The sequence below is a fragment of the Kitasatospora sp. NPDC057198 genome, assembly GCF_042670125.1.
GTDB lineage: Bacteria > Actinomycetota > Actinomycetes > Streptomycetales > Streptomycetaceae > Kitasatospora.
The window spans coordinates 1-24,402 of record NZ_JBHUWH010000070.1 but is presented as its reverse complement, the minus strand read 5'-3'; the positions used below and the strand labels follow the sequence as shown (position 1 = coordinate 24,402).

Genomic DNA, 24,402 nt, shown 5'->3' with positions numbered 1-24,402 from the left:
CGTCAGGAGACGGGCGTGTAGACCCGTTCGACCTGCTGGGTGCCGTTCTTCGTGCGGTAGGAGCGGGCCCAGCGGCTGGTGGTGTCGGGCTTGGTGCGGTCGGACAGGACGTAGTAGTCCATCTGGGCGCGGTCGGCGGTGACGTCGAGGACCCCGTAGCCGTGCGAGTCGAGGTCGGTCCACTTGACGTGCCGGTTGGCGGCCTGGATGGCGGCGGCGGCGACCAGCGAGAGGGTGCCGGGGGCGACCTTGAGGATGTCGTCGATGTTGTCGCTGGTGACGGAGGTGACCACGAACTCGGTGGCGGCGCTGCCGGAGGCGGGGTAGGTGGCGGCCTCGAAGGGGACGTCGCAGGCCCAGGCGGAGTGGATGTCGCCGGTGAGGAAGACGGTGTTGGTGATGCGGTGGTCCCGCAGGTGGGCGAGCAGTTCGCGCCGGTCGTGGGTGTAGCCGTCCCACTGGTCGACGTTGACGGCGAGGCCCTCGCCGGGCAGGCCGAGCAGTTGGGCGAGCGGGCGGAGCAGGTAGTCGGGCACCGAGAGGAAGGCCACCGGGGAGATCATCACCTCGTTGCCGACCAGCCGCCAGGTGGTGTCGGAAGCGGCCAGTCCGGCCTTGAGCCAGTCGAGTTGGGCCCGGCCGGTGATGCTGCGGTCGGCGGAGTCGACCTCGCCGTTGCCGATCGCGGCCTGCTGGGAGCGGAAGGAGCGCAGGTCGAGCAGGTGCAGGTCGGCGAGCTTGCCGTAGCGCAGCCGCCGGTAGGTGGTGCCGGCGACGGAGGGGCGGACCGGCATCCACTCGAAGTACGCCTGCTTGGCGGCGGCGACCCGGCCGGCCCAGTCGCCCTCGGTGCCGGGGGTGTGGTTCTCGGCGCCGCCGGACCAGGCGTCGTTGGCGAACTCGTGGTCGTCCCAGATCGCGATGGTGGGGACGGCGGCGTGCAGCGCCTGGAGGTCGGGGTCGGTCTTGTAGCGGCCGTGCCGGGTGCGGTAGTCGGCGAGGGTGAGGATCTCGTGGGCGGGGGCGTGCGGGCGCACGACGGTGCCGCGGGCGGCGTAGGCGCCGGTGGCGTACTCGTAGATGTAGTCGCCGAGGAACAGGAAGGCGTCCAGGTCGCCGCGGGCGGCGAGGTGGCGGTAGGCGGAGAAGTAGCCGGCCTCCCAGTTGGCGCAGGAGGCGACGCCGAGGCGGAGCCGGTCGAGGGTGGCGTCGGCGGCGGGGGCGGTGCGGGTGCGGCCGACGGGGGAGGCGGCGCCGTCGGTGAGGAAGCGGTACCAGTAGGCGGTGTCGGGGCGCAGGCCGCGGACGTCGGCCTTGACGGTGTGGTCGGTGGCGGCACTGGTGGTGACGGTGCCGGTGGTGACGACGGTGGTGAAGTCGCGGTCGGTGGCGAGCTGCCAGCGGACGGCGGTGTCGGGGCCGAGACCGGAGCCGGGGGCGGCGTCGGCGGTGGGGGTGAGGCGGGTCCACAGCAGGACCCCGTCGGGCAGCGGGTCGCCGGAGGCCACGCCGTGCAGGAAGCGCGGGGTGTCGGCGGCGTCGGCGCGGCCGGTGGTGGCGAGCGGCAGGGCGAGGGCCCCGGCGGTGAGGGCGGCGGCCTGGATCACCCGGCGGCGCGGCGGGCGGGGCGCGGCGCTGGGCGCGGCGTCGGCAGGCGCGGTGGTGCTGGTGGTTTCGGTCACGTCCAGAGAGACTTACCCATCGGTAACGGCTTGTCCAGAGCGCCTCCTGACTGTTCGTCGGGTCTTCATCTCGGTGCGGCGGGGGCGCGGGCGGGCCCGTGGTTCAACGGCGCGGCGTCGCGGCGGGGGCAGTTCCATGCGGGCGGCCTCGGCGCCGTGGGCGACCGGGAACGAGGTGCCGTGGATGACGACGGCCCGGGCGCGGTGCAGGAGGAGGCAGCGACGGACCGACCGGCCGGTGGCGGGGTTCCGGACGATCACGTCGCCGTCGCGGTCGGTGGTGACGGCGAGCGGCCCGCCGGGCCCGCGGGCGGCGGGTTCAGAGCCGGTCGGCGTCGAGCACCGCCCGGACGAACTCGCCGGGCGCCTCCTGCGGCAGGTTGTGGCCGATGCCGTCGAGGACGCGGTGCAGGTAGGGGCCGGCGAACCGGTCGCGGTAGCCGCGGCCGCGGCCGGGCGGGGTGAACGGGTCGAGGGCGCCGTCGAGGGTGACGGTGGGCACGGTGATCACCGGTCGGTCGGCGAGCCGCCGTTCGTCGGTGTCGTAGCGGCGTTCGCCGCTGGCCAGGCCGAGCCGCCAGCGGTAGTTGTGCACCACGATCTCGGGGTAGTCGGGGTTGTCGAAGGCGCTGGCGGTGCGGTCGAACACCTCCTCCTCGAACCGCCAGGTCGGCGAGACGGTCTGCCACACCAGGCGGCACAGGTCGCGGCGCAGTCGGCGGTCGAGCAGGGCGCGGCGGCCGCGTTCGGTGCTGAAGTAGTACTGGTACCACCAGGCGTGTTCGGCTTCCGCGCCCAGCGGGTCGGCCTGCGCGTGGACGTCGGTGATCAGGTAGCCGCCGCCGGAGACCAGCGCCTTGACCCGCTCGGGCCGCAGGGCGGCGACGATGGCGGCCGTCCGGGCGCCCCAGTCGAATCCGGCGAGCAGGGCGCGGCTGATCCCGAGCGCGTCCAGCAGGGCGACCAGGTCCCGGGCGACGGCGGCCTGTTGGGCGTTGCGCGGGGTCTGTTCGGAGCGGAACCGGGTGCGGCCGTGGCCGCGCAGGTAGGGCACCAGGACGCGGTAGCCGCGCGCCGCCAGCAGCGGGGCGACCTCGGCGTAGCTGTGGATGTCGTAGGGCCAGCCGTGCAGGCACACCACCACCGGGCCCTCGGCGGGGCCGCATTCGGCGAAGCAGACGTTCAGGTCTCCGGCGGCGATCTGCTTGAGCGCCCAGGGCACGGTCAGGCCGTCCGAGAGCACCGCGCCGTAGGAGGCGGCGCGCGGGGGCACCACGTAGGCGGGCACGTACGGGGGTTCGGGGTATCCGGGGGCCGGGTACCCGGGGGCGGGGTAGGCGGCGCCCGGGTAGCCGGTGGCCGGGTGGGCGGGCAGCACGTAGGCGGGGGCCCCGTACTCCGGCGCGCCGTAGGACGGTGCCCCGTACTCCGGTGCCCCGTAGGACGGTGTCCCGTACCCGGGCGCCGGGTAGGCGGGGGCCTGGTGGGCCGCCGCCGCGTACGCCCGTCCGCCGGTGGCGGCCGCGAACAGTCCGGTGCCGGCCGCGACCCCCGCCCGGTGGAAGCTCCGCCTGTCCATCCGCCCGCCCTCCGCCCGCATCCGACCGCCCAGCGTCGTCGCCGGTCTCCGCCGTCCTTCGTTCCGCCAGCAAGCATGCCGGAAAAGGGGGTTGACCAGGACGAAGACGCGCCGATCGGACATTTCGGTCATTCGCGGGCGCAAATGCCCCAAACCGTCCGGGCGGGAGCTCCGCGCGGACGGTCCGGGGTGAACTGTGCGTCGCTCAGCAGCCGTTGAGGACGTTGGTGAGCGCGGTCTTCTCGGCGCTGTCCACGGACAGGTGGTAGTAGTACTTCACCTGCACCCAGGCGCGGACGTAGGTGCAGCGGTAGCCGGTGACCGAGGGCAGCCACTCGGCCGGGTCCTTGTCGCCCTTGGCCTGGTTGACGCTGTCGGTGACGGCTATCAGCTGCGGGCGGGTCAGGTCGTTGGCGAACGCCTGGCGCTGGGCGGTGGTCCAGGCGGAGGCGCCGGAGTCCCACGCCTCGGCGAGCGGCACCACGTGGTCGATGTCCAGGTCGGAGGCGGCGTGCCAGGTGGCGCCGTCGTACGGGGAGTACCAACTGCCGGAGGTGGCGGCGCAGTTGGCGTCGGTGACCACACCGGAGCCGTCGCGCTTGAGCACGGTCTCGCGGGTGTTGCAGGTGCCGGAGACGGTGATCCAGTGCGGGAAGAGGTCGCGGCTGTAGCCGGTGCGGTTCTCGGCCTTGACGGTCAACTGGGCCAGGTAGCCGCGGGCGGTGGTGGCGGAGACCGGGGTGGGCAGGGCGGCCTGGGCGGTGCCGGTGCTCGCGGTGACGGCTCCGGCGGCGAGGACGGAGGTGGCGGCGACGGCGGCGAGGCGGCGGAGGAAACGGTTCGGCACGGGGGCGCTCCTGGGCTCGGCGGAGGGGTGGGGAGGCGGTGCCGGGCCAGAGTGGCAGGCGGCTGTCTATGCGGGTAGACACCGAGCCGTGAAAATTGCATTACCGTCGTATGGCGATCCCGGGCACCGATGTGAACGCCCGTCACCGGAACCGTCCGTGACGCCGCGCCTGTCTTGGCCCCCGCCCGGCCCGCACCTGGCCTCCGCCCGACCCCCGCCCGTCCGGCCCCGCCCGACCCGCACCTGGCCGCGGCCGGCCGGAACGCACCCCGTACCCTCGGTCACCGGCACGGAGAGCGGGTGGCGCGGAGATCGTGGACATCACGGTGCAGTGGGTCAGGACGTCCTGGACGAAGCGTTCCCGGGGCGGGGAGGCGGCCGTCCGCCGGAACGCGGCGCCCGCGGGCTTCGCCCTGCCGCCCGGCGCCCCCGGCCCCGGCCACCTGCACGCCGTCCGGATGCGGGAGGAGGACGGTTTCGCGCCGCACGAGACGTGGGAGGCGCTGCGCCCGAGCGGCCTGGGCCTGCGCGAGCGGGACGGCCGCCTGCGGGTGCTCCCCCTCGTCCCGCCGCTGTACGACCTGCCGCCGCGCCGGCGCCGCCCGCCCGCGGTGCGCCTGCTGCCGGGCCAGTGGGTCCGCTGGCAGCTCAACCACCGTTTCAGCAGCGCGGCCGGCATGCAGGACTGGTCGTACTGGCTGGACACCTTCAACGTCGCCTACGGCCCGGTGGACACCGGGGCGTTCCGCTGCGCGCCGACCGTCCTGGTCGACGAGTGCGGCCCGGTGCGCTGATCCGCGCGGCCGGGATATCCGGTTGACCCAGCCGGGGGCGGCTGCGCATGATCCGGCCATGGAGCCGGAGTTGTGGAACGTGGTGGACGTCGAGGCCACCTGCTGGGAGGGGCAGCCGCCGCCGGGGCAGGTCAGCGAGATCATCGAGATCGGGCTGACGGTGGTCGACCTCACCGCACTGCGGCGGGTCGGCCGGCACCGGATCCTGGTGCGCCCGCAGCGCTCGGCGGTCAGCGCCTTCTGCACGGAGCTGACCGGCCTGACACAGGGCGAGGTGCAGGGCGGGGTGGCCTTCGCGGACGCCTGCCGCCTGCTGGCCGCCGAGCACCGGGCGGGCGAGCGCCCCTGGGCGAGCTGGGGCGACTACGACCGGCTGCAGTTCGACCGCCAGTGCCGGGCCACCGGCGCCGCCTACCCGTTCGGCCGCCGGCACGCCAACGCCAAGGCGGTCTTCACCGAGGCCCGCGGCCTGCGCAAGCGCCCCGGCATGGCTCGGGCCCTGGAGCTGGCCGGCCTCCCGCTGGAGGGCCGCCACCACAGCGGCGCGGACGACGCCTGGAACATCGCCGCCCTCGTGCTGTCGCTGGCCGGGTCGGGCGACTGGACCGGGGGCCCGGCTGTCGGCGGCAATCCCTAGGCTGTGCGCATGAGTTCCTCACTGAGCGTCTTCCTGCTCGACACCGCGGCCACCCGCGCCCTGGTCGGCTCCCGCGACGAGCAACTGCTGCGGGCCGTCGAGGAGAACTTCGGCGACGCCCTGGCCTCGGACGACGAGTGGTTCTCGCACCAGATCGCGAACGGCGCGCCCGGCGCCGCGGAGGCGCTGCGCGCGGTGGTGCACGGCGGGCCCTACCCGGCCGCCCCCGAGTACGCCTTCCAGTACAGCTACGCCTACCAGCGGCTGTGCCGGCTGACCGGCTCGTTCCTCGACAACTCCAGCTTCTCCCCGTTCCGCGGCACCTGGTTGAGCGTGGTCGACGAGGGTCTGCGCGCGCTGCGGATCACCGAGGTCTCGCTCGCCGAGTTCCACTACGGCGCGGCCGTGCCCGACGGGGTGCCGCCGAGCATGTCGGAGTACCCGACCTGCGGCGAGTGGACGCACGAGCGGTGCGTGGCCGCGCTGGAGCAGTTCGAGCAGACCGTGCGCGACGACCACGCCCCGCCGCTGGAGCCCGAGGTGGTCGACGCCGTCGCCGACGTCCTCGGCTGGCTCCGCCACGCGCAGCGGCGGCCCGGCTTCGGCGTCATCGGCTTCGTCTCCTGACCCGCCGGCCGGCGTCGGCCTCCGCGCCGCACACCTGCGCACCCGGTGCCGCCCCCGGTCCGCCGGACTCCGGTCCGCCGTCCCCCGGGCCGCCGGGCTCCGGGGGACGGCGTCGGCGCGGGGGTGTCAGCCGGTCTGGACGGCGGTGTCGTCGATCACGAAGGAGGTCTGCAGCGAGGAGTCCTCGACCGCGCTGAACTTCACCGTGACGCTCTGGCCCGCGTAGGCCGACAGGTCGATGCTCTTCTGGGTGTAGCCGGTGCCCTTGTTGAGGTTGGAGTACGAGGCGACCGCGGTGCCGTTGACGGTGACGGTCAGCTTGTCGTACGCGGTGGAGGTGGTGGTCTCCGCGGTGTCCACGTGCAGCCAGTAGCTCAGCGTGGCCTTGCAGCCGGCCGGGATGCTGACGGTCTGCGAGAGGGTGTCGGTGTGGCTGGAGCCGTAGCCGTCCATCCACGCCTTCCAGGAGCCGCCGTGCGCGGCCTGCGAGGAGGAGTTGTCGACCACGCCGGAGGAGGCCGTCCACGGGCTGGCGCTGCCGGTCTCGAAGCCGGGGTTGCCGAGCAGCTGGGCCGGGGTGCAGCCGGTGCCGCCGCCGGAGGTGACGGTCCAGGTGAAGGAGGCGGTGCCGGTCTTGCCCGCGGCGTCCTTGGCCGTGACGGTGACGTTGTACGTCCCGGCGGCGGTGGCGGTGCCGCTGATCAGGCCGGTGGAGGCGTTGATCGACAGGCCGGTGGGCAGCCCGGTGGCCGAATAGCCCAGCGGCGCGGTACCGCCGCTGGCCTTGACCTGCAGGCTGACGGCGCCGTTCAGCGCGGTCGACTGGTTGCCGGGGCTGGTGACGGTGGGCCCGCCGGTGCTGGGCAGCGAGCCGACGTTGACGGCGGCCCAGGCGGTGGCGGTGGCGTTGTACTCGGCGGAGCCGGAGCCGTACAGGTCGGTGGCGGCGGAGAGCATGCCGGCCCGGGCGCTGGCGTAGTTGGTGGTGGAGGTCCAGTAGGTGGTGAGCGCCCGGTACCAGATGGCGGCGGCCTTGTCCCGGCCGATGCCGGTGACGGTGATGCCGTTGGCGGTGGGCGAGTTGTAGCTGACGCCGTTGACGGTCTTGGCGCCGCTGCCCTCGGCCAGCAGGTAGAAGAGGTGGTTGCCGACGCCGGAGGAGTAGTGGACGTCGAGGTTGCCGACGCCGCTGTACCAGGAGTCGGCCGAGGAGCCGTCCTTGGAGGGCTTGTCCATGTAGCGCAGCGGGGTGCCGTCCCCGTTGATGTTGATCAGCTCGCCGATCAGGTAGTCCGGGTTGTCCTTGGGCAGGTTCGCGTAGAACTCGACCATGGTGCCGAACACGTCCGAGGTGGACTCGTTGAGGCCGCCGGACTCGCCGGAGTAGTTCAGGCCGGCGGTGTTGGAGGTGACGCCGTGCGTCATCTCGTGGCCGGCGACGTCGAGTTCGGTCAGCGGGTGGGTGTTGCCCGAGCCGTCGCCGTAGGTCATGCAGAAGCAGCTGTCGTCCCAGAACGCGTTGACGTAGTTGCTGCCGTAGTGGACCCGGCTGTAGGCGCCGACGCCGTCGCCGCGGATGCCGCTGCGGCCGAAGGTGTTCTTGTAGTAGTCCCAGGTCATCGCGACGCCGTAGTGGGCGTCGACGGCCGCGGACTCCTTGTTGGAGACGGTGCCGTCGCCCCAGCTGTCGGTCGACTTGGAGTACAGCGTGCCGGTGCCGCTGGTCCCGTTGTTCAGGTTGGTGGTGTACATGTTGCCGCGGGTCGGGTCCTTGAGCTGGTAGTTGGAGCCCGACTGCGAGGTGCCGAGGGTGACGCTGCCGACGAAGACGCCGTTGCCGGTGCCGGTCTGCACGCCCTCCCACTTCTGGATCACGTCGCCGCTGGTGGCGTCGGTGACCACGTGCAGCTTGCTGGGCGTGCCGTCCTCCTGGACGCCGGAGACCACGGTCTCCCAGGCCAGGCGCGGGTGGTTGTCGGCGGCCCAGACCACCAGGCGGGGCGCGGTGTCCAGGGCGGAGCCGGCCTGGGCGGCCAGCGCGGCGGCCTGGCCCTTGGCGGCGGCCAGCTTGGGGGTGGTGGACAGGCCGTCCAGCGCGGCGGTGGAGGCCCGGTCGACGCCCTTGGTGGTGCCGTTGGCGGCCTGGTGGACGATCAGGTCGCCGCCGAGGACGGGGAGTCCGCCGTAGGTGCGCTCGTAGCGGAAGTGCTGGGTGCCGTCGGCGTCCTTGGACGCGTCCTTGACCACCAGCTTCTCCTGGGCGCCGAGGCCCAGGGCCTGGGCGAAGCCGGCCGAGCGGCTGCCCGCGTCGGAGATCAGCTGGGCGTGTCCGGCGGCGGCCTGCTGGGAGGCTACCTGGCCGGCCGGGGAGGGGGCGGCGGGCGCGGCCTGGGCCACGGCCACCGGGATCGCGGTCACCAGCAGGGCGGTGGTGGCCGCGAGGGCGGCCGTGCTCACGCGGACATGCGTGCGGCGAGACATGCGGGACTCCTTTACCGACCGTCGCGGGGTCACGAGCGGTGGAGAGAATCTGGCCGCGGTTGCGGCGCAGCGGGGGCCCCTGCCGCCGGTTCGCGGCGCGGGGTGCGGTGCGGGTTCGCGGTACCGGGCGCGCTGGGGTACGCGCGCCGGGCTGCGGCCGCCGGTGTCCTCGGGGAGGAATCCACCGGCGGGGCTGGGGTGTTGGGGCTACCCGCCGGTTCGCAGCCGGGGGAATCCTGGCAGTAAACGGCGCACCAATGACAGATGCATGCCAGGGATTGACTGATTAATGACCGCCCCGCCGCGCCCCCGGCAGCCCCTCATGGTCCGGCATGTGGGACGCATTCGGGAAGGTCCATGCCAAACCTCCCCGCGCACCATCGGTTTTCGGCCACCACGGCCAGGGGCCCCACCCGGAGGTGAGGCCCCTGTTACCGCTGGGAAACCGTCAGTTCTGGACGAACACCGCCACCGTCCGGCCCGGCACCGTGAAGGTCCCCGAGGCCGGGTCGAAGGCCGCCTGCTTGACGACCGGGTCGCTGCCCTTCGCCTGCACCTCGTGCAGCTTCTGCTTGCTGCCGCGCAGGCCGGCCACGGTCTGGGTCTGCGCGGTCGGGGTGGCGTTGAAGACCACCGTGATGCCCTTCTCGGCGCCCTTCAGCCCGGCGCCGTCCAGGTGCATGGTGATCACGCCCGGGTTCTCGCCCGCGGTGCCGGACAGCGGGAAGGACAGCCGGCGCTGCACCTCCGCCGTGCTGGCCAGCGCGAACAGCGGCGAGGACTGCCGGATCCGCAGGAACTGCTGGTAGATGGCGGTGGAGGCGCCCATCTCGTTGCAGCCCATCCGCAGCTTCGGGTCGGCCAGCAACTGCTTGTCGCGGGCCCACATCGACTGGTTGTCGGCCGCCATCGGCAGGCCGCGGCCCCAGCCGTTGCCCTGCCGGCAGTCCCAGCCGATCGAGTTGAACCAGTCGCCGGAGTCGAAGGAGTTGGCGTCCAGCGACTTCGAGCGCAGCAGGTCGCTGCCGGCCTGGGCGAAGCCCGGACCCTGGCTCAGCGCGGTCAGCGACAGGCCGAGCGCCTGCATCCGGGCCCGGTCTGCGGGCGAGGTGCCCTGCGGCAGCTTGAAGGCCAGCGCGTCGTACAGGTCCGCGTTGTCGTGCGCGTCCAGGTACTCCACCGCCTCGCCGGGGTTGGCCGCGTAGCCGGTCGGCGCGCCGTTGTAGTCGACGCCGCTGCCGGTGACCGGCTTGCCGCTGCTGTCGGTGAACCGGTAGGCCGCCAGGTTGCCGGTCAGGCCGACCTTCACCTGGTCCATCTGGTGCAGCAGCCGGGCCTTCTGCTGCTCGGGGGTGCCGTTGGCGTCCGAGCCGTTCGGGTCGGTGAACAGGCCGGAGGCGAAGCCCTGCTGCGGGGCCGAGGACAGCTCGTAGTTGCCGCCGCGCCCGGCGTCCCGGATCCGGTCGTTGAAGGTCGCGATGCCGGTGCCGGCCATGTTGACCTGGGTGGCCTGGACGAACCGGGCGTCGTTGGCGACGGTGCCGAAGTTCCAGCCCTCGCCGTACAGGAAGACGTTCCTGCCGTCGACGCCGTCCTTCTGCGGGGTCAGCTTCCGCAGCGCCGACTGCACGTCCAGCATGGTCGACTTCGGGTCCAGGCCCATCAGGTCGAACCGGAAGCCGTCCACCCGGTACTGCTTGGCCCAGGTCACCACCGAGTCCACGACCAGCTTGTTCATCATGGCGTGCTCGGGCGCGGTGTCGGCGCAGCAGGAGTCGGTGGTGACCTTCCCGCTGTCGCTCAGCCGCTGGTAGTAGCCGGGGACGACCTTGTCGAGCACCGACTTGTCGTCCTGCCCGGCGGCCGCGGTGTGGTTGTAGACCACGTCCAGCACCACCCGCAGGCCCGCCTCGTGCATCGCCTGCACCATCGCGCGGAACTGCTCGGTGCGCGCCGTCCCGTTCGGGTCGGTGGCGTACGAGCCCTCGGGGACGGTGTAGTGCAGCGGGTCGTAGCCCCAGTTGTAGGCGTCGTCGGCCTGCACCGCCGCCACGCACTCCTGCTGCTTGTCGGAGTCGGCGGCCAGCGCGGCCAGGTCGCAGGCCGGGAGCTTCTGGTCGGCCCGGTTCTCCCGGATGGTGGCGATGTCGAAGGTCGGCAGCAGGTGGATCGTGGTCACGCCCGCCTTGGCCAGGTCCTTCAGGTGCTGCATGCCCGCCGACCTGGACTGCGTGAACGCCAGGTAGGTGCCCCGCTCGTCGGCCGGCACGGTGCTGTCGGCGGACGAGAAGTCCCGCACGTGCAGCTCCTGGATCTGCTGCTCGACCGCCGGGATCGCCTCCGGGCTGCGGTGCCGGTCCCAGCCCTCGGGCTTGGTGGCGTCCGCGGACAGGTCGGCGACCAGGCTGCGCTTGGAGTCGGCGGACAGCGCGGTCGAGTACGGGTCGGTGACCAGGTTGGTGACCGACTGCTGGACGCTGGGCGCCCACACCTTCACCTGGTACAGGTAGTACTTGCCGTCCAGGTCCTTGGCGTCCCCGGTCAGCGACCAGACGCCGGACGCGTCGTCCCGCTTCAGCGGCACGGTCCTCGGGGTGCCGCCGCTCGCCTTGTCGAACAGCTGCACCGCGACGTCGGTGGCGGTCGGCGCCCACAGCGACAGCGTCACCTTGCGCCTGTCGCCCTTGCCCTTCCCGTTGCCGTTCCCGTTCCCGTTGCCGTTGCCGTTCCCGTTCCCGTTCCCGTTGCCGTTCCCGTTGCCGTTGTTGCCCTTGCCGTCGCCCTCCGAGTACACCGGGCCGAGCTGCGCCGAGGCCGCCTTGGCCGCGTACAGGTCGTCCAGCACGCCGGGGGTCTGCACGCCGGTGGCGGCGAGCGCGGCGCCGTTCGGCAGGTGCTCGGTGAACACCACCTGGGCGCGCAGCGCGGCGGTGATCCGGCCGGCGTCGCGCGGGTCGACGGTGAACGCCCGGTACCCGGCCAGGTGCGGGAACTTCGCCTTCTGCGCGTCGGTCAGGCCGGCCGCCGGGTTGAGCCGGATCCACTGGCCCGGCTTGGACAGCACGCCCTTGTCGACGCTCAGCCCGCCCGCGGGGTCGTAGATCAGCTGGGCGCTGGTGCCGCCCTTCAACTGGGCGTCCGCCGCACCGTAGTTGGCGGGCACCACGACGGTCTTGGCGTCGATCCACTGGGCCTTGGCGGAGCCCAGGTCGAGCTGCGAGGAGGTGCCGGCGCTCTGCGGCAGCAGGTGGCCCTCCTGCCCGCCGATGATCCAGATCTCCCGGCCTGAGGTGGCGAAGTCGAGCGACTGGTCCTGCGGCAGGTCCTTGTCGCCGCCGTTGTGGATGATGTAGCTGAGGCTGGTCGCGCCCTCGGCCAGCGGCACCTCGAAGACCGCGCCGAACGCGTCCTGCCGGGCCGGCATCAGCGGGTTGCCCCAGTCGGTGGGGGTGGCCGCGCCGGTCCAGTCGTGCAGGCCCCAGCCGGTGTAGTCGCCGTCGGCCCGCCGGTAGTGGATGACCGCCTTGCCCTCGGGCACCGGCTGCGCCGCGTCCGGGTTCGCGGTGCGGACGGTGGCGTCGCCCTCCTTGATCCACACCTCGCCGGTGGCGGAGATGTCGATGTGCCGGTCCTGGTCGACGTCCTTGGTGCCGTTCTTCTCCACCACGAACCCGACGTCGGACGCCCCGCCCTTGAGCTTCACGTACGCGAACGCGCCGTAGGCGTCCCGCCCGACGAAGCCGTGGCCCTCCGGCCAGGTGGTCGCCTCGCCGTCGGCGATGTCGCCCCAGGTGTACAGGTTCCAGCCGTCGTAGTTCCCGTCCTGCCGCTGGTAGTGCACCACCGCGTACTCGCGCGTCACCGCGCTGGGCGCGGGCGTCGGGGCCTGCTGCCCGGTGGTGAACTGCCCGGTGGTGGAGGCCAGTCGGCCCGCCGAGTCCTCGACGACGGCCTTGAACCGGACGACGGTGCCGGGCGCGACGCCGTCGAGGTTCTGCGTGACGCGGTACGTTCCGTTGTCGGCGGTGCCCAGCGTCTGCCAGGCCCCGTCCCCGACCTGCGCGGCGAAGGTGACCCGGTTGAACCCGCCGCCGGGCACGTTCGCGCCCAGCGTGACGGTGCCGTACGAGCCGTCGGCCGGCGCGCTCACGGTGATCGACGGGCCCGCCGCGGGCTTGGCCAGCTTGTGCTTCGCCTTCAGCACCACCGAGGACATCGCCGGGACGGTGACCGTCACCTTGCCGTCCGCGCCGCTGGTGACCTTGCCCTTGAACCCGTACAGGCCCTCGAAGTCCATGCCCGCGGAGAAGGTGTCCAGCGTGACGGTCTTCGCCTCGGCCGCGTTGTTGACCGCCGCCAGGTACTCGACCTGCTCCTTGGCGTCGATCCGGGAGAACGCGTACACGCCCGGCCCGTCCGCCGCGTACCGCTCGACCTGGGCGCCGTCGGCCAGCGCCGGGTTGTCCTTGCGCAGCTTCGCCAGGCCGCTGATGCCCTGGTACAGCGCGCCGTCCCGGCCGTACCGGTCCTTCGAACCCGACTCGCCGCCGATGACGGTGTCGGTGTTGTACGAGGGGGTCTTCGAGGCGAACATGTCCTGCCGGGCGTCCTTGTCGCCGCCCGCGCCGGTGAAGCCCTGCTCGTCGCCGTAGTAGACCACCGGCTGGCCGCGGGTGAGGAACTGCAGCTCGTTGGCGAGCCGGTCCTTGGCGAGCAGCGCCTCGTTGGAGGCGCCCGGGTTGTCGCTCTGCAGGAAGGAGCCGAAGCGGCCCATGTCGTGGTTGCCGAGGAAGGTCGGCAGCTCGTAGGCGTCGGTGTCGGCGGTGGTGTACCGGTAGTCCTGCGCGTACAGCTCGCTGAGCGCCTTGGCCGAGCCGTTCTGCGAGACGTACTTGCGGGCCGCCTCCTGGAACGCGAAGTCCAGGGTGGCCTGCAGCTTGCCCTTGGTGACGTACGGGGAGGTGACGGCCGGGTCGCCGGAGTAGACCTCGCCGAACATGAAGAACTTCTTGTTCCCCTGCTGGGCGGCGAACTGCTTCAGCGCGGGCGCCCACTGCTCCCAGAACGCCAGGTTGACGTGCTTGACGGTGTCGATCCGGAAGCCGTCGACGCCGGTCTCGGCGACCCACTGCTGGTAGATCTTCTCCATCCCCGCGACGACCTTCGGGTTCTGGGTGTCCAGGTCGTCCAGGCCGGAGAAGTCGCCCTCGGTGGCGGACTCGCCGACGAAGGTCGAGTTGCCGCGGTTGTGGTACAGCGACGGGTCGTTCAGCCAGGACGGGGTCTTGGCGGTCGCGCCCGCCTGGTCGCGCAGCACCGGGGTGTAGGGGAAGGAGTCCTTGGTGATGCTGGGCCACTGCGCCCGGGCGTCGGCGACCGCGGTCTCGTCGACCGGGTTGCCGTCCGCGTCGAGGGTCGGGTAGGCGCCCTCGGAGCGGTAGTCGTACGTCTTCTCCGCGTAGTCGATGACGTCGGCGGTGTGGTTGGTGATGACGTCGAAGAAGACCTTGATGCCGCGCTTGTGCGCCTTGTCGATCAGCTCCTTGAGCTGGGCGTTGGTGCCGAAGTGCGGGTCGACCTGGGTGAAGTCGGTGATCCAGTAGCCGTGGTAGCCGGCCGAGGCGTCCGCCCCGGCGCCCTGCACGGGCTGGTTCTTGAAGATCGGCGCCATCCAGATCGCGGTGGTGCCGAGGTCCTGGATGTAGTCGAGCTTGTCGATCAGGCCCTGGAGGTCGCCGCCGTGGTAGAAGCCCTTGTCGGCCGGGTCGAGGCCGTTGTCCATCCGGCCGCCGGTGATGCCTCCGGTGTCGTTGCCGGTGCTGCCGTTGGCGAAGCGGTCCGGCAGCACGAAGTAGAACTGCTCGCGGGTCAGGTCGTGCCGGCTCGCGGTGGCCGCCAGGTCCTTGTCGGACGGCGGGGCCGCGGGCTTGGCGGACGCGGCCGCGGCCAGCGGGGCGGCGCCCAGGGTGGCGGCGATCAGCGAGGCCGCCACCAGGACGGCGGCCCGTCCGGGACGGCGGTAGGGGGTGGTGCGGCGCTGGGGGCGGAACGGGGCGTCGGCCACGGCAGGGCTCTCCCTCGGGGGCGCTCGGGCAAGGGGTGGGTGGCGTGGAACCTAGCGCCCTGCAAGATGTTTCAGCAAGATGCGAAAGGCATTTCCGGCCCGAGTCGTACCGAGTCGTGACCTGAGCCCCTCCCCCCGCGCCACCTGGGTGCGTACCCGAACCAGACCCCGGTTCGACCCCCGCTGACCCGCGCGCCACAATGGAGCGCATGCGCCTCGAAAACCGATCTACCCCTACCCCCGTGGGGGGACAGTCGGTGAAGAATCCCCAACCAGAGGATGAGCAAGCGGCCACACCGGGTCTGGCAGACTTCTCCTCCATGGGGGAACCGACCGAGATCCAGACAGCCGGCGCCGAGCGCGCCGACCGGACCACGCACGACGGTTCCGACCCGGGCACGGACCACACCGCCCGTACGCCCGGCGGAGCCACCCGCGTCGCCCAGTCGCCCACCGCCGCCGTCCGCAACCGCCTGCGCGAGCAGCGCCGCACCCCGCGCCGCCCGCACCTGCTCTTCGAGCTCGCCCTGATCGGCCTCAGCTACTGGCTGTACTCACTGGTCCGCAACGCCGTCCCGGAACAGGCCGAGATCGCGCAGAAGCACGCGACCTGGGTCTGGAACCTGGAGCACACCCTCGGCATCGCCGTGGAGCGCTCCGTCAACCACGGCGTGAACTCGGTGACCTGGCTCATCGTCGGGATGAACTACTACTACGCCACCCTGCACTTCATCATCACCATCGGCGTGCTGGTCTGGCTCTACCGCTCCCACCCCGGCCGCTACGCCGCCTCCCGGACGGTGCTGTTCATCACCACCGGCATCGCCCTGGTCGGCTTCTACTGCTTCCCGCTGGCCCCGCCCCGCCTGATGACCGGCGGCGGCTTCCTCGACACCGTCACGCTCCACCACACCTGGGGCTCGCTGGCCTCCGGCGCCGGGGCGACGGTCTCCAACCAGTACGCCGCGATGCCCTCGATGCACATCGGCTGGTCCACCTGGTGCGGCCTGACCATCTTCTTCCTGGCCCGCCGCACCTGGGTCCGCCTGCTCGGCCTCGCCTACCCCGTGGTCACCCTCAGCGTGATCGTCTCCACCGCCAACCACTTCTGGCTGGACGCGGTCGGCGGCCTGATCTGCCTCGCCGTCGGCTTCCTCGCCGCCCGCCTGGTCTACCACACCTGGGTCTACCGCCTGCCCCGCAAGCCCGGCGACCCGGTCGACCGGGAGCTCACCGTCCCCGCCCAGTGGGACACCAAGGTCAACGCCTAGCGCGAGCGCTCGACGAGCGCGAAACCGGGGGCGCGGAGAACTGCGCGACCGGCCACCCACCCCCCGAAGGATCGCGGCACGGGAAGAACGACCGTCCTGCGCCGCGATCCTGCTGCGCGCCCGCCCGAAGCTCGCGCCTACGCGTTACTCCCCGCCGTAGAACAGCCGCTCCACCACCCGGCGCGCGCGCCGCGTCGTCCGCCGGTACTCGTCCACCAGCTCCCCCGAGTGCCCCACCCCGTACCCCAGGTAGCGCGCCACCCCCGCCAGCTCCCGCGCGTCCCCGGGGAAGCTGTCGCCGGCCCGCCCGCGCACCAGCATCACCGCGGCCCGCACCCGGGAGGCCAGCACCCAGGCCGCGTCCAGCACCTCCGCGTCCTCCCCGTCGACCAGGCCCGCCGCCGTCGCCGCGGCCAGCGCCGCCCGGGTGCGGGTGGTGCGCAGGGCGGGCACCTCGTGGCCGTGCCGGAGCTGGAGCAGCTGCACCGTCCACTCGACGTCGGCCAGCCCACCGCGGCCGATCTTGGTGTGGGTGGTGGGGTCGGCGCCGCGCGGCAGCCGCTCGGACTCGATCCGGGCCTTGATCCGGCGGATCTCCACCAGGTCCCGGTCGGGGACGCCCGCGCCGGGGTAGCGCAGCGGGTCGACCAGCTCGCGGAAGCGCTCGCCCAGCCCGGCGTCCCCGGCCATCGGCTCGGCCCGCAGCAGCGCCTGGCTCTCCCAGGCGTGCGACCAGCGCGCGTAGTAGGCCGCGTACGAGCCGAGGGTGCGCACCAGCGGGCCGTTGCGGCCCTCGGGGCGCAGGTCGGCGTCGACCTGCAGCGGGGGTTCGACGGACGGGGCGGCCAGCAGGGTGCGCAGTTCGCCGATCACCTCGCGGGCGGCCTTCGCGGCCTCCTCGTCGGGGACGCCCGACTGCGGCTCGTGCACGAACAGCACGTCCGCGTCCGAGCCGTAGCCGAGTTCGTGGCCGCCGAACCGGCCCATCGCGACGATCGCGATCCGGGTGGGCAGCTCGCCGCCCCGGGCCTCCCAGCCGTCGGCCGCGGCGCGCAGCGCGCCCTGCAGGGTGGCGGCGGTGATCGAGGTGAGCGCCTCGCCGGCCAGGTCGAGGGCGCGGGCCGGGTCCTCGTCGAGCCGGCCGAGCACGTCGGCGGCGGCGGTGCGGAACAGCTCGCGGCGGCGGACGGCCCGCGCGGCGGCGATGCCCGCGGCCGGGCCGCCGGCCCGGCCGACCGCCGCCAGCACCTCGGCCTCCAGCGCGGCCCGGCCGCGCGGGACGAGACCGCCCGGGTCGCCGAGCATGGCGACCGCCTCGGGGGCGCGCAGCAGCAGGTCGGGGGCCAGGCGCCCGGCGGACAGCACCCGGGCGAGCTGTTCGGCGGTGGCGCCCTCGTCGCGCAGCAGCCGCAGGTACCAGGGGGTGCGGCCGAGCGCGTCGGAGACCTGGCGGAAGTTGAGCAGCCCGGCGTCCGGGTCGGCGGAGTCGGCGAACCGGCCCAGCAGCACCGGCAGCAGGGTGCGCTGGATCGCGGCCTTGCGGCTGACCCCGGAGGCCAGCGCGGAGATGTGCCGCAGCGCGGCGGCCGGGTCGGCGTACCCGAGGGCGGCCAGGCGCTGCTTGGCGGCCTCGGCGCTGAGCCCGGCGGCGCCGGAGCCGGTGACCCGCAGTTCGGCGACCGGCAGTTCGGCGACGGCGTCCAGCAGCGGCCGGTAGAACAGCCGCTCGTGCAGCCGCCGCACCTCCACGGCGTGCCGCTTCCACTCCCGCTGCAGCGCCGCGACCGGGTCGTCCCGCGTCTCCCCCCTGATCAGCGGGGCCATGGTGCGGGCCAGCCGGCGCAGGTCGGCCGGGTCGGTGGGCATCAGGTGGGTGCGGCGCAGCCGCTGGAGCTGGATCCGGTGCTCCAGGGTGCGCAGGAAGCGGTACGCGGCGTCCAGCGAGGCGGCGTCGGCCCGGCCGACGTAGCCGCCGGCGCTGAGCGCGGCCAGCGCCTCCAGGGTGTTGCCGCTCCGCAGCGCCTCGTCGGTGCGCCCGTGCACGAGCTGCAGCAGCTGGACGGCGAACTCGACGTCGCGCAGGCCGCCGGGGCCGAGCTTCAGCTGCCGGTCCAGCTCGCCGGCCGGGATGGCGTCGACCACCCGGCGGCGCATCTGCTGGACGTCGGCGACGAAGTTCTCCCGGGCGGCGGCCTGCCACACCAGCGGGGCGACGGCCTCGGCGTAGGCGCGGCCGAGTGCGGCGTCGCCGGCGATCGGGCGGGCCTTCAGCAGGGCCTGGAACTCCCAGGTCTTGGCCCAGCGCCGGTAGTAGGCGAGGTGGCTGGCCAGGGTGCGCACCAGCGGGCCGTTGCGGCCCTCGGGGCGCAGGTTGGCGTCCACCGGCCAGATGGTGCCCTCGCCGGTGGTGTCGGAGCACAGCCGCATGGCGTGCGCGGCGAGCCGGGTGGCGGCCTGCACGGCCTGCTGCTCCTCGACGCCCTCCCGGGCCTCGGCGACGAAGATCACGTCCACGTCGGAGACGTAGTTGAGTTCGCGGCCGCCGCACTTGCCCATCCCGATCACGGCCAGCCGGCAGGCCGCGGCGGCCTCCGGGTCCTGCTCGGCGGCGATGTCCAGGGCGGTCTGCAGGGTGGCGCCGGCCAGGTCGGCGAGCTCGGCGGCGGCCTGCGGCAGGTCGGTGGTGCCGGACAGGTCGCGGGCGGCGATGGCCAGCAGGCAGCGCCGGTAGGCGGCGCGCAGCGCGTCGGCCCGGTCGGCGCCGTCCTCCGACCACACCCGGCGGGTGAGTTCGCCGAGGAAGTCGCTCCGCCCCGGGTGGATGTCGCGCAGCTCGAAGGAGACCAGGGCGTGCCAGTCCCGGGGGTGCCGGGCCAGGTGGTCGGCGAGCGCGGTGGAGGCGCCCAGGACGCCGAGCAGCCGGTCGCGCAGCGGCTTGGAGGTGGTCAGGGTGTCGCGCAGGGTGTGCCGCTCGTGCGGGTCGAGCGCCTCCAGCAGCCGGGCCAGGCCGAACAGCGCCTGGTCCGGGTCGGCGGCGGCGCCCAGCGCGTCCAGCAGCACCGGATCGGCGGCGAGGCCCTGCAACTCCGGTTCGCCGAGCAGCCGCACCGCCTGGTCGGGGTCGGAGAACCCGCGCCGCACCAGTCGGGTCTCCAGCCGGCTGACCCGGCTCCCGGCCCGTTCCTCCACCGTCGTCCCGCCTCCCGTACCCGGTTCCCCTGCACCGAAGGGTACGTTCCCACCCGGCCGGGACGCGCCCCGTGACGCACCGTCGGCCCCGGACGCCCCGCCTCCCGCCCCGCGCCCCGTGACGCACCGTCGCCCCCGGACGACCCGCCTCCCGCCCCGCGCCCCGTGACAGCCCGCCACCCGGCTCGTTGGCCACGGGGTGACGACCCCGCTGCGGATACCCCCCGCCCTCCCCGCCCGCCTGCCCTCGCTCACCGGCCTGCGCTTCCTCGCCGCCCTGCTGGTCGTCTGCTACCACCTCTCCCGCCAGGTCGGCGCGCTGCCGGTGCTCAGCCCGCTCGCCTGGTACGGGCGTTCGGGCGTGACGTTCTTCTTCGTGCTGTCCGGCTTCGTGCTCGCCTGGACGTACCCGGACGCCCGCGTCCCGGCCCGCCGCTTCTACCGCCGCCGGCTCGCCCGGATCTGGCCGCTGCACGCCCTGACCACCGGCGCCTCGCTCGCCGTGTACGCCGCCCTCGGCGCGGCCGTCCCGGTCACCGCCGCCCTGTGGTCACTGCCGCTGCTGCACCCGTGGGGGCGCGGCACCGTGATGGGCGGCAACCCGGCCGGCTGGTCGCTCGGCGACGAAGCCTGGTTCTACCTGCTGTTCCCGCTCCTGCTCCGGCCCCGCCTGCGCCCCGGTGCGCGCACCGCCGTCCTGTGCTGCGCCGCCGGCCCGCTGCTGTGGCTGGCGGGCTCCGCCGTCGCCGACCCCGGCCTGCGCAGCTGGCTGCTGGACTACCTGCCGCTGAGCCGCACCCCGCAGTTCCTGCTCGGCGCCGCCCTGGCCCCGGCCGTCCGCCGCGGCCGCCTGCCCGCCCTGCCCGTGCTGCCCACCGCCCTCGCCGTGGCCGCCTTCCACCTCGCCCTGATCCCCTGGCACCACGCCGTCCCCGATCCCGCCTGGTACAGCCCCTACACCGCCTCCCAGCTGCTCTCCGCCCCGCTCTTCGCCGCCCTGGTCACCGCCACCGCCCAGGCCGACCTGCGCCGCCCCGGCGGCCCGCTCGGCCGCCGCCCCTGGACCCTCCTCGGCGACTGGTCCTTCGCCTGGTACCTGGTCCACGAGATCACCTTCCGCCCCTGGCTCCACCGCCACGGCCACCCCGCCCCCGGCCTCTCCACCGCCACCACCTGGCTCCTGCTCGCCACCGCCTCCCTCACCCTGGCCGCCGCCCTCCACCACCTCGTCGAACGCCCCCTGGAACGTCTCCTCCGCGACCGTCCCGCCGCTCCCCGCTCCCCCGGGTTGGTCCGGCCCCGCCCGGTCACCGAACCGACCGGCCACCACCTGCCCGAGGGCTCCACCTCGCTGACGTAGCCGAGGCGACCACAGCCCAACGCCCGCCGACGCCCCGCTCACCCGACACCCTCTGCGGAGGCTCCGCCACCGGGCAGATCGAGCAGGTGCTCCTGCAGCGCTGCCACCACCCGTGTGGACTCCGGAACCACCTGTGCCAGCTCCACCAGTGTCAGCCGCAGATCGACGAGTGCTCCGGGCGGCGGGGCGGCGCCCAGGAACTTCTCCAACGCACGCTCGGACTCCTCTTGGTTCAGCATCGCCGCGTACGCGCACACCAGGAAACAGAGAGCGGCGATCCGCTGAAAAGCACTTGGCCCGTCCTCGCGGCGCCTGGCGAGTTCGACGGCCCGTGCCAGACACGCCTCCCATCCCGGCAGGCCCAGCGCGTGCAGAGCCAGCGCCTTGTCATAGTGGTGGCCGGCTTCGTCCGGGCCGAGCTCGATCGCCCGCTCGAAATCCGCCAGCGCCTCCTCGTAACGGCCCATCCCGGCGAGCACTGTTCCGCGCCTGCAATACAACCAACCCATGTCGTCGAAGTCCAGGTCGATCGCCCGCTCGAAATCCGCCAATGCCTCCTCGCAACGCCCCATCACCATCAGGACGTAACCCCGGTGGCAGATCGCCCATCCGTACTCGAGATCCGACTCGACCGCCCGCTCCAGATCCGCCAACGCCTCCTCGTAGTGGCCCAAAATCTTCAGGAGTCTCCCGCGCGATCCGAACGCCCACACGTACTCCGGATCCAACTCGATCGCTCGGTCCAGATCCGCCAGCGCCTCCTCGTAACGACCCATGTCCGCATAGGCATTCGACCGCGACCCGAGCACCCAGGTGTACCGCGGATCCAGGTCGAGCGCCCGTTCGAAGTCGGCCAACGCCTCCTCGTACCGGCCCAGCGCTGCCAGGGCCCGCCCGCGCGATCCGAACGCCCGCACGTACTCCGGATCCAACTCGATCGCCCGGTCCAGATCCGCCAGCGCCGGCCCGTGCCGTTCTGCCGAGGAGTGGGCCTCCCCGCGCAGCAGGTGTCCGAAGGCTCGCCCCTTCCGGTCGAGCCTCCCGCCGGACAGCAGCAGGGTGACGGCGGCGATGCCCGGTTCCGGTTCGTTGAGGGCGACCGTCAGCCGTTCGCCCCACCCCCGGACATCCTCGGCGTCGGTGTCCTGCCCAGCCCGGAGCAGGGTCCGGACCCAGCGGCGGAGCACTGCGGTGCCCTGGCCGTAGGCGTCGAGAAGTTCGCGCAGGGCAGGGCCCAGTGCCTGCCGGGGATCGGCGCACAGCCGGTGGTAGGTCTCCTGGAGCCGGTACTCCCGCCAGCGGTCGTCGCGCCAGTTGCGGGTCGGCGCCGCCCCGTCGTCCGCTCGCTGGATCCGCCACCGTGCGAAGGTCTCGGCGAGCCGGGTGTGCTGCTGCTGCCACCGGGTGGGCCACTGGCGGCGCTGCAGACGCAGCATCGGCGTCCGCACCACGTCGTGGTAGTGGCAGCGGCCGGAGCGGTCGATGACGAACGACAGCGAACGCAGCCAGCCGAACAGCTCCCGGACCTCCTCGTCGTCCACCGCGGCCCGGTACACGTCCTCGTCGAGGTCCTGCGGCAGCGCACAGGCCAGGGCCGCGGCCCGCCGGGCCGGCTGGGTCTCCCACTTGAGGAAGCGTTCGACGGCGGTGCCGCTCGGGTCGCCGACGTCGGCCGCGTCGGACGGCTGGGCCTCGGCGAGGGTGGAGACCAGCAGCGGGAGGCGGCCGGAGAGCTGGAGGATCACCTCGATCACGTGCTCGTCCGTCACGCCCTTCGCGGCCAGCAGTTGCCGCGCCTCGCTCTCGGTGAACACCTCCAGCGGCAGGTCCGTGACCAGGTCCAGCCAGTCGCCCCAGCACTGCGCGTCCAACCGGCCCTGCCCGGCGAGCACCACCAGCACGTTCGCGGGCAGTTCGCCGTACCGATCGCTGACCAGCACGTCCCGGATCCAGCCGTCGAGCAGCGGGCCGGTGCGCTCGTACGTGTCGAAGAACAGCACCACCCAGCTGTGCTTCTGCGCGACCTCCGCGAGGTCCTGCAGGAACACCGGGGTCAGCGTCCGCACCGGGGACAGCACCAGCTGCGCGTCGTCGTGGCTGCGGAACCGCGCGCTGAGCATCCCCTTCAACTGCTCGGCCCCGGCCGCCACCTGGTTGGCGTCGAGCGCCGCGGTGAACGCCCCCACACCGGGGACCATCGCCGCCCCGACCAGGCCGATCCTGGACGCGACCACGCTGGCCGCCGAGGGCCCGGCGACCCCGGCCCGGTCCTCGCCCACCGCCAAGCCCGCGTCCGCCTCGTGCCGCCGCTGCCGGTAGGTGCTCAGCTGCCGGCCCAGGGCCTTCAACGGCGCCCCCTGCTGGGCGAGTTGCCCGACGACCGCCTGCATCGCCTCGACCACGTCCGTCACCGACTCGTCCACGTATCCGGTGACGGCCCCGGCCTCGCGCGCGGCGTTCTCCAACTGCCGCACCAGCGTGGACTTCCCCACGCCGCTCGGACCGCGGACGTGGAACAGGAACTGCGCCGCGTCCTCCGGCGGCTGCCGCAACACCTCGTTGAACGATGCCAGTTCGCTGCTTCGCCCGACGAACCCGCTGCGCCGCCGGCGCCGGATCAGCTCCTGCCGCGAAGGCCCCCGCCCACTCACCTGCGCCACGGCTCGGCGAACACCGCGTAGAAGTACGGCAGGCTGTCCTCGGGCCCGTTGTCCAGCCGGCGGAACACCTTTCCGATCGGGTTGCCGACCTGGCCGCTCGGCAGCTCCACCACCAGCGGGAAGCCGAACGCCACCGCCTCCTCGCCCGCCACCGCCCGCCAGGCGGCGCCGCCCTGGCGGACCATCACCTCGCCGACGTAGCAGCCGAATCCGAACAGCGTCTCGCCGACCTGCCCGCTGGCGATCCCGCTCCCCCGGAACTCCTCGATGATCCCGTCGACCACCGCCAGGCTCCCCACCGAGTAGTCCAGCTCCACCCCGCTCACCCGCGCCGCCGACGCCACGATGTCCGCCGCGAACCGCCCGGCGTTCACCGCCTCCGGCGCGTACCGCAACCGCAACTCCATCCGCCCTCCCGGCCCGTGACGCTCGACAGGGTCCTGTTTCCCCCGCCGCACCCCCGAAAACGGCCGTGCCCGGCCGGGTGCGTACGGACCTCGGACCTCCGCGGGCAGCGCGGTGGCGGCGAAACCGGTTGGAGCCGGGTCCCGGTCGGCCACTAAGCTGCCGCCCCGGGGGGCTCGGGGGCCGGGCGCGTCCCGGCCGGCTGCCCGCCCCCGTTCCATCGGCTCCTCACTCGACGGAGATTGCACACATGGCTCTCGGAAGCCGAATAGTCGCTGCCGCCCTCGGTCTCGGTCTCGCACTGACCGCGGGCATCCCCACCGCGAGCGCCGGCACCTTCCACCCGGACCCGTTCCCCGGCGTCGTCTCCCTGGGCACCCCCGCCGCCCACTGTCTGGAGATCGCCCTCGGGAACCACGACAACGGCGCCACCGCCCAGCAGTGGGACTGCTGGGGCGGCGCCAACCAGAGGTGGAGCCTGACGGCCGGGCCCGCGGGCTCGCTGGTCAACCTCGACAGCGGAAAGTGCCTGGAGACCCCCCTGGGGAACCACGACAACGGCGCCCCCGTCAGGCAGTGGGACTGCTGGGGCGGCCCCAACCAGCAGTGGTACTGGACCCGCATCAAGGGCTCCGGCTACACCCTGCGCAACGCGGACAGCGGCAAGTGCCTGGAGATCGCACTCGGGGACTACAGCAACGGCGCCACCGCCCGGCAGTGGGACTGCTGGAACGGCGACAACCAGGACTGGTTCCCGCTCGGCTAGGGCGTCGTGCCGGTGCCCGGGCGCTGCCGTCGTGGACGGC

At 73.3% G+C, this 24,402-nt stretch carries 14 protein-coding genes; 6 read left to right on the top strand and 8 right to left on the bottom strand.

What is annotated here, in order from left to right; translation table 11 throughout:
- Positions 1-2: 2 nt before the first annotated feature.
- The 3 genes from ACFUEL_RS11600 to ACFUEL_RS11590 form a co-directional block, all read right to left on the bottom strand.
- Positions 3-1,682, bottom strand: a complete 1,680-nt coding sequence (locus ACFUEL_RS11600; protein WP_380235911.1) for an alkaline phosphatase D family protein — start codon at positions 1,680-1,682, stop codon at positions 3-5.
- Positions 1,683-2,001: 319 nt separating this feature from the next.
- Positions 2,002-3,261, bottom strand: a complete 1,260-nt coding sequence (locus ACFUEL_RS11595; RefSeq protein WP_380235910.1) for an alpha/beta fold hydrolase — start codon at positions 3,259-3,261, stop codon at positions 2,002-2,004.
- Between the two features lie 205 nt (positions 3,262-3,466).
- Complete coding sequence (locus ACFUEL_RS11590) at positions 3,467-4,108, bottom strand: HNH endonuclease family protein (protein ID WP_380235909.1); 642 nt, start codon at positions 4,106-4,108, stop codon at positions 3,467-3,469.
- 314 nt (positions 4,109-4,422) lie between these two features.
- Here ACFUEL_RS11590 and ACFUEL_RS11585 point away from each other — a divergent pair, with 314 nt between their 5' ends.
- The 3 genes from ACFUEL_RS11585 to ACFUEL_RS11575 are packed head-to-tail and all read left to right on the top strand — an operon-like array spanning position 4,423 to position 6,166.
- Positions 4,423-4,902, top strand: coding sequence for a hypothetical protein (locus tag ACFUEL_RS11585; RefSeq protein ID WP_380235908.1), 480 nt, complete (start codon positions 4,423-4,425; stop codon positions 4,900-4,902).
- Between the two features lie 58 nt (positions 4,903-4,960).
- Positions 4,961-5,539 (top strand): exonuclease domain-containing protein, encoded by a 579-nt coding sequence (locus ACFUEL_RS11580; protein WP_380235906.1) that lies wholly within the window; start codon positions 4,961-4,963, stop codon positions 5,537-5,539.
- A gap of 9 nt (positions 5,540-5,548) precedes the next feature.
- The gene (locus ACFUEL_RS11575) at positions 5,549-6,166 is read left to right on the top strand and encodes a hypothetical protein (protein ID WP_380235905.1); all 618 of its coding nucleotides are present in this window, start codon (positions 5,549-5,551) and stop codon (positions 6,164-6,166) included.
- Positions 6,167-6,292: 126 nt separating this feature from the next.
- Here the strand turns inward: ACFUEL_RS11575 and ACFUEL_RS11570 are convergent, their stop codons facing one another.
- Positions 6,293-8,647, bottom strand: coding sequence for a M4 family metallopeptidase (locus ACFUEL_RS11570; protein ID WP_380235903.1), 2,355 nt, complete (start codon positions 8,645-8,647; stop codon positions 6,293-6,295).
- Positions 8,648-9,095: 448 nt separating this feature from the next.
- Complete coding sequence (gene pulA / locus ACFUEL_RS11565; protein WP_380235902.1) at positions 9,096-14,711, bottom strand: pullulanase-type alpha-1,6-glucosidase; 5,616 nt, start codon at positions 14,709-14,711, stop codon at positions 9,096-9,098.
- Between the two features lie 320 nt (positions 14,712-15,031).
- On the opposite strand from pulA, the gene ACFUEL_RS11560 reads away from it, so the two are divergent.
- Positions 15,032-15,982 carry a phosphatase PAP2 family protein gene (locus tag ACFUEL_RS11560; protein WP_380235901.1) on the top strand — a complete coding sequence of 317 codons (951 nt, stop codon included), beginning with the start codon at positions 15,032-15,034 and terminating at the stop codon, positions 15,980-15,982.
- A 144-nt stretch (positions 15,983-16,126) separates the two neighbouring features.
- Here the strand turns inward: ACFUEL_RS11560 and ACFUEL_RS11555 are convergent, their stop codons facing one another.
- Complete coding sequence (locus ACFUEL_RS11555; RefSeq protein WP_380235900.1) at positions 16,127-19,171, bottom strand: bifunctional [glutamine synthetase] adenylyltransferase/[glutamine synthetase]-adenylyl-L-tyrosine phosphorylase; 3,045 nt, start codon at positions 19,169-19,171, stop codon at positions 16,127-16,129.
- Positions 19,172-19,370: 199 nt separating this feature from the next.
- Between ACFUEL_RS11555 and ACFUEL_RS11550 the strand changes: the two genes are divergently transcribed.
- Complete coding sequence (locus tag ACFUEL_RS11550; RefSeq protein ID WP_380235899.1) at positions 19,371-20,531, top strand: acyltransferase family protein; 1,161 nt, start codon at positions 19,371-19,373, stop codon at positions 20,529-20,531.
- Positions 20,532-20,569: 38 nt separating this feature from the next.
- Here the strand turns inward: ACFUEL_RS11550 and ACFUEL_RS11545 are convergent, their stop codons facing one another.
- Together ACFUEL_RS11545 and ACFUEL_RS11540 are read right to left on the bottom strand one after the other, a co-directional pair.
- On the bottom strand, positions 20,570-23,182 hold the full coding sequence (locus ACFUEL_RS11545) for a tetratricopeptide repeat protein (protein WP_380235912.1): 2,613 nt from the start codon (positions 23,180-23,182) through the stop codon (positions 20,570-20,572).
- Positions 23,179-23,598, bottom strand: coding sequence for a hypothetical protein (locus ACFUEL_RS11540; RefSeq protein WP_380235898.1), 420 nt, complete (start codon positions 23,596-23,598; stop codon positions 23,179-23,181). The genes ACFUEL_RS11545 and ACFUEL_RS11540 overlap by 4 nt, the downstream gene beginning before the upstream one ends.
- Positions 23,599-23,846: 248 nt before the next feature.
- Here ACFUEL_RS11540 and ACFUEL_RS11535 point away from each other — a divergent pair, with 248 nt between their 5' ends.
- Entirely contained in the window at positions 23,847-24,362 is a 516-nt protein-coding gene (locus tag ACFUEL_RS11535) for an RICIN domain-containing protein (RefSeq protein ID WP_380235897.1), read from the top strand.
- The last annotated feature ends 40 nt before the right edge of the window (positions 24,363-24,402 follow it).

Excerpts from the sequence above, each read along its gene's own strand:
- ACFUEL_RS11595 (WP_380235910.1), bottom strand. The coding sequence starts at position 3,261 with ATGGACAGGCGGAGCTTCCACCGGGCGGGGGTCGCGGCCGGCACCGGA.
- ACFUEL_RS11580 (WP_380235906.1), top strand. The coding sequence starts at position 4,961 with ATGGAGCCGGAGTTGTGGAACGTGGTGGACGTCGAGGCCACCTGCTGG.
- ACFUEL_RS11575 (WP_380235905.1), top strand. The coding sequence starts at position 5,549 with ATGAGTTCCTCACTGAGCGTCTTCCTGCTCGACACCGCGGCCACCCGC.
- ACFUEL_RS11570 (WP_380235903.1), bottom strand. The coding sequence starts at position 8,647 with ATGTCTCGCCGCACGCATGTCCGCGTGAGCACGGCCGCCCTCGCGGCC.
- ACFUEL_RS11560 (WP_380235901.1), top strand. The coding sequence starts at position 15,032 with ATGGGGGAACCGACCGAGATCCAGACAGCCGGCGCCGAGCGCGCCGAC.
- ACFUEL_RS11540 (WP_380235898.1), bottom strand. The coding sequence starts at position 23,598 with ATGGAGTTGCGGTTGCGGTACGCGCCGGAGGCGGTGAACGCCGGGCGG.
- ACFUEL_RS11535 (WP_380235897.1), top strand. The coding sequence starts at position 23,847 with ATGGCTCTCGGAAGCCGAATAGTCGCTGCCGCCCTCGGTCTCGGTCTC.